The 4,189-nt window shown below is 45.8% G+C and carries 8 protein-coding genes and 1 pseudogene; 7 read left to right on the plus strand and 2 right to left on the minus strand.

Features of this window, described 5'->3' with window-relative positions; translation table 11 throughout:
- Positions 1 to 806 (minus strand): replication initiation protein (locus DW800_RS19370; RefSeq protein WP_133303843.1); only part of this gene is annotated, 806 nt, incomplete at its 3' end.
- 412 nt (positions 807 to 1,218) lie between these two features.
- Here DW800_RS19370 and DW800_RS19375 point away from each other — a divergent pair.
- The 7 genes from DW800_RS19375 to DW800_RS19405 all read left to right on the plus strand — a co-directional run bounded on the left by DW800_RS19375 (position 1,219) and on the right by DW800_RS19405 (position 3,892).
- A complete protein-coding gene (locus DW800_RS19375) occupies positions 1,219 to 1,470 on the plus strand; it encodes a hypothetical protein (protein WP_004295507.1) in 252 nt (83 codons plus the stop codon).
- On the plus strand, positions 1,467 to 1,742 hold the full coding sequence (locus DW800_RS19380; protein ID WP_004327436.1) for a type II toxin-antitoxin system YoeB family toxin: 276 nt from the start codon (positions 1,467 to 1,469) through the stop codon (positions 1,740 to 1,742). Before DW800_RS19375 ends, DW800_RS19380 begins: the two co-directional genes overlap by 4 nt.
- Positions 1,743 to 1,752: 10 nt before the next feature.
- Positions 1,753 to 1,950, plus strand: coding sequence for a hypothetical protein (locus tag DW800_RS19385; protein WP_004295503.1), 198 nt, complete (start codon positions 1,753 to 1,755; stop codon positions 1,948 to 1,950).
- 192 nt (positions 1,951 to 2,142) lie between these two features.
- Complete coding sequence (gene mbpA, locus DW800_RS20085) at positions 2,143 to 2,442, plus strand: mobilization protein MbpA (RefSeq protein ID WP_004327437.1); 300 nt, start codon at positions 2,143 to 2,145, stop codon at positions 2,440 to 2,442.
- Positions 2,439 to 3,233, plus strand: coding sequence for a mobilization protein MbpB (gene mbpB, locus DW800_RS19395; protein ID WP_007560590.1), 795 nt, complete (start codon positions 2,439 to 2,441; stop codon positions 3,231 to 3,233). Before mbpA ends, mbpB begins: the two co-directional genes overlap by 4 nt.
- Entirely contained in the window at positions 3,190 to 3,642 is a 453-nt protein-coding gene (mbpC, locus tag DW800_RS19400; RefSeq protein ID WP_004295511.1) for a mobilization protein MbpC, read from the plus strand. Before mbpB ends, mbpC begins: the two co-directional genes overlap by 44 nt.
- A gap of 19 nt (positions 3,643 to 3,661) precedes the next feature.
- Positions 3,662 to 3,892 carry a hypothetical protein gene (locus DW800_RS19405; protein ID WP_004295510.1) on the plus strand — a complete coding sequence of 77 codons (231 nt, stop codon included), beginning with the start codon at positions 3,662 to 3,664 and terminating at the stop codon, positions 3,890 to 3,892.
- A gap of 36 nt (positions 3,893 to 3,928) precedes the next feature.
- On the opposite strand, the pseudogene DW800_RS19410 reads toward DW800_RS19405, so the two are convergent.
- A pseudogene (locus DW800_RS19410) lies at positions 3,929 to 4,189 on the minus strand (replication initiation protein); the annotation flags it as partial.

Consider the following 4,189-nt stretch of genomic DNA (forward strand, 5'->3'; position numbering starts at 1 on the left):
GCTGTAACCTTTGCTTGCAATTCTTTCCCTTCCAGTTCTTCATCTCTGAACTGTGGTTGATAGACCGGGTAGAACCTAAACCCGGTCACCTTGCTACGTTTGTTGTTTGGGTTTTCACGCACTTTCACGTAGTTGAAAGTGTATGGGCAGCTCTCATCAAGCGCAGCCTTTGCTGGTTTCAAAACTCTTTCCTCAAAATGATCTATTCTGTCTTTTCCGTTCTTGTCCTTGTATTTGTCCGCAGGTATGCCAAGACGGTCTTTCAAGTTTTCAAGGGATATATCCAAAGGGTACACCTGCCCACTCATTAACATGTAAAACCTAAGGGAATACCCAGTAGGTAGCGCAAGAGCCTTGTTTAACTCAAATTCTCTGTACCCCTTGGCGAACTTGGTAAACACATCCCAAAGGTCGTTAGACACACGAAAGGTTATAATGCCAGTGCGTTTTTTATATTTTGGGTTAGATATAAATCCGCACTTCCACCATTCCTCGTCATCTTCGTAAGTAAAAAAACGTCCTGCCAAAGAATCGAGTGCGGCTATGATTTCATTGTAATCACGTCCGGAAAAAATAACGTCAGATACATGCATTTGTGCATCAACATCCCAAAGTCCATGCTCAAACTTGCGTTTCGTGCCTGCATAATCTTTCAGTTTTACTCCCTTTAGTTCAGCTTGGCACGCTTCCAGTATGCGAAGAACTATTCTTTGTTCGTGTATGGACATGTCTTGCTGTTTTGACCATGTATATACCCATGAAACAACAACATCTTTATTCTTGGTAATAGGTAGTTTCTTTTTCATAAACGATTGATTTGCTGCAAATATACACAATCCCCACATTAAAACAAAAAAAGAGGGGTAAAACTCCCAAAGTGTGGGGACTAATTTACTTTTAAACTCCCAAAGTGTGGGGACTAAACTCCCAAAGTGTGGGGAAACACATGTTCTAATCCCTTTATTTATGGGCGTTTGCGAAGAAGTGATAGAGCATATTACAGACGATGCTTATAACAGACAAGGGGAATTTATAGAGCTAAGTGGTTGATTTACTGTCGGAAAAAGAAAAACGATAGGGAAAAAGAGCAAAGCAAAACCAACCAACGGGCGGTAGGATTGGAAACGGGTTTTTATGGCGTGTACACGTTTGTGTACAAAATGTTTGTATTTTATTGAAATATAGCTATCTTTGTGCTGAATTTAAAAGCAAACAGATATGGAAGCATTATCAGTAAGAGAATACCGTAACAACCTCGCAGCGTCTTTCACCAAAGCTGACAATGGCGAGCAGGTACTAATTCGCAGGAAAAACGAGATTTACGCTTTGGTAAAAGTTGGTCGTGAAGATTTGATGATAACCCCGGAGCTGCAAGCAAGGATTGACAAGGCAAGGGAAGAAATCAAATCCGGAAAGTGTGTTACCCTCAAAAGCAGTGAGGATATTGACGCTTATTTCGATAGTCTATGATGTACACAATTAGGGTTTCCGACGGGGTGGATAAGGTGATTGCCAAATGGAAGAAATCAAACCCCAATTTGTTCAAGAAGTATAAGAAAATCTACAAAGAATTGTTAGAGCACCCTAAGACTGGGCTTGGGCATCCCGAAGCGTTAAGGGGCGGTGGGGATATTACATGGTCTCGACACATTACCGCCCATGACCGGATAATCTATGACATTTACGAGGAAGTGGTAGAGGTCTACATCTTGGAGGTAGAGGGGCATTACAACGATAAATGATAAAACTGTTATGGTCGAATATTGTGTTTACTGGTTAGAGAACGGCGAGCCTATGCACGAGGTGTTCTCTTCTCTTGCCGCCGCCGAGATGTACTCATGTGCGATAAGAGGGAAAGAAAACATTGAATGGGTGGAGGTGTCCGAAGAAGAAACCATTGATTTGGACGAACTGGAAGACATGTTCCCGGATGACTTCTGCGGCGTGTAATCCCCTTGGGTAGAAATGGGGTAGAATTTGTTAGGCTGTGGGGGATTTTCTAACACGCCGGGGCTTTTTGCTGGGCGGTTGGCGTGGATGTATTCCCATGCGGCATGTGTATATATAGCAAGAAGTGTCCTTGTCGGACAATTCTTGCTTTTCTCGCTTTGCTCAAAAAGATTTTAAGATTACCTTTGTGGCATGGAACTAAGACGGAACGAAAAGATTACATTCCGGTGTACCGAACTTGAAAAGGACGCACTTGCGGAGCAGGCAGCCCGGTGCAGTCTAAGCGTATCGGAATACTGCCGGAGTTTGTCCCTTGGGGGGCGCCCAAGGGAGAGGTACACCGAGGAGGAACGGCAGCTTCTCCGGGACATAGCCCAGTTGAAAGGAACGCTCCAACGGCTGAACAACTACTTCGGTGGTCGCCAGTACCGGGAAGTGTTCGAGGAGAACCGGGCACTAATTACAGAGCTCAAAAAAATACTCTCACGATGATAGGGAAAGGGAAAAGCATATCACATGGTGTGGCGGCATTGGAGTACGACCTCGCCAAAGAGATAAACGGGCAGGCAGTAGCCACCGAGATAGCCCGGCATGAACTTTATGGGTGTACTGGTGCGGAAATGGTGCAGGAAATGAAACCGTATCACATTGATTTTCCGAACGTAAAAAACAACTGCCTGCGTTTCGAGGTCAGCCCCTCGATAGAGGAAAGCGCCACCTTTACGGATGCGGACTGGGCGGAACTTGGTAACGACTTCATGCAGCGCATGGGGTTGGCGAACCACCAGTACATCATCATCCGGCACAGCGGTACGGAGAGCAAGAAAGAGCAAGCCCACCTGCACATACTGGCAAACCGGGTTTCCCTTTCCGGGGAACTGTACCGGGACAACTGGATAGGGAAAAAGGCAACGGAAGCCGCCAATGCCATAGCCAAGGAACGGAACTTTGTACAGTCGCAGGACATTGGCAAAGTCAACAAAGCGGAAATCAAGGAAGCCATGGACGGCGTATTGAAGAAGATGCAGGGCTTTGACTTTACCAAATTCAAGGAAGAACTTGGTAAGAGAGGTTTTAAAGTCCGGGAAGCCAGGGCAAGCACCGGGAAACTTAACGGCTACTATGTCACAGCCCGAAGCGGTACGGAGTATAAGGCAAGCGAGATAGGGAAAGGCTACACTCTCGCCCATATCGAGCGGACACAAAGCAAACTGAAGTGCAACTCAATGAACATATCTCATGGAAACAAACTCACACCCGGAAGCGGCAGCTTCCAACGTTAAGCAGGGACAGTACAGCCCCCGGAAAAGAAAAGATACAACGCCAAGGGTAAACCCGCAGCTTGCGGTAGAACTGGTGTATCAAGAACTAAAGCGTGTTGAAGTCTATACGAAGCGCATAGAGGACGCAACAGCCCGAAAGGTACAAATAGACGGGAAAAGCCTTGAAAGTGCCGAAAATCGCCTAAAAAACGTGTTGGCGGACTTTGAACGGCAGGGGTACAGAATGAAAAACGGCGGTTATGTGGACAAACGAATTTCGTTCTACTCAATCCTTTGTGCTGTTATCTCCCTATTGTTCGCTTGTTTCATGTGCTATCTTTGGACGGATGCAGCCAAAGACCGGGACAACTACAAGCAGTATTATGAATACTACCAAGAGCAGGCAAGGGAACAAAAGGGGAATAAATAAACATCTAACTTTACGAATTATGGGAACAACGGAACACGAAGAACCCCGGTTCTTCTTCATACTGAACAAGGGTGCGAAGTCCGGCGGCGAAATCACCCATGCCGTCCTAAACGGTAGTATCGTTTCGAAGCCGGCAGGCTGGGACGCCTTTCATGGGCTTGCACTGGCGAGAGAGAAACTAAGCAGCGAGGAAATACAACAGCAGATGAAAGAACTTGGTGTAGAAATGGAAATCGTTCCTCTGATTTGACAAGATTACCCGGAGTGTTTCAGCCGGGTAATCTTGTTACTTATCCTTGATTTTCCCTTTAAGGGCGTTTATAATCCACCCTTTCGGATTGTTCTTTTCTCGTGATTTTCCGTTTAGGAGAGCCAGTTCTCCGATAAGGTCGGTTATCTTTTCTTGTGCCGTTATGAATGTCTCTTTGTTCCGGTTTATCTCTTCCGATGTGAAGCCGCAGGAATAACGGAGGTACTCGTACACATGGCTGTCTATCTGATATCGTGCTGTAACCTTTGCTTGCAATTCTTTCCCTTCCAGTTCTTC

The sequence above is a fragment of the Bacteroides sp. AM32-11AC genome (assembly GCF_003603515.1).
GTDB classification, from domain to species: Bacteria; Bacteroidota; Bacteroidia; order Bacteroidales; family Bacteroidaceae; genus Bacteroides; species Bacteroides uniformis.

What these genes read in the sequence shown, in the direction of transcription:
- DW800_RS19385 (WP_004295503.1), top strand. Translation starts at nt 1,753, where the DNA reads ATGGTCGAATATTGTGTTTACTGGTTAGAGAACGGCGAGCCTATGCAC.
- mbpA (WP_004327437.1), top strand. Translation starts at nt 2,143, where the DNA reads ATGGAACTAAGACGGAACGAAAAGATTACATTCCGGTGTACCGAACTT.
- mbpB (WP_007560590.1), top strand. Translation starts at nt 2,439, where the DNA reads ATGATAGGGAAAGGGAAAAGCATATCACATGGTGTGGCGGCATTGGAG.
- DW800_RS19375 (WP_004295507.1), top strand. Translation starts at nt 1,219, where the DNA reads ATGGAAGCATTATCAGTAAGAGAATACCGTAACAACCTCGCAGCGTCT.
- mbpC (WP_004295511.1), top strand. Translation starts at nt 3,190, where the DNA reads ATGGAAACAAACTCACACCCGGAAGCGGCAGCTTCCAACGTTAAGCAG.
- DW800_RS19405 (WP_004295510.1), top strand. Translation starts at nt 3,662, where the DNA reads ATGGGAACAACGGAACACGAAGAACCCCGGTTCTTCTTCATACTGAAC.
- DW800_RS19380 (WP_004327436.1), top strand. Translation starts at nt 1,467, where the DNA reads ATGATGTACACAATTAGGGTTTCCGACGGGGTGGATAAGGTGATTGCC.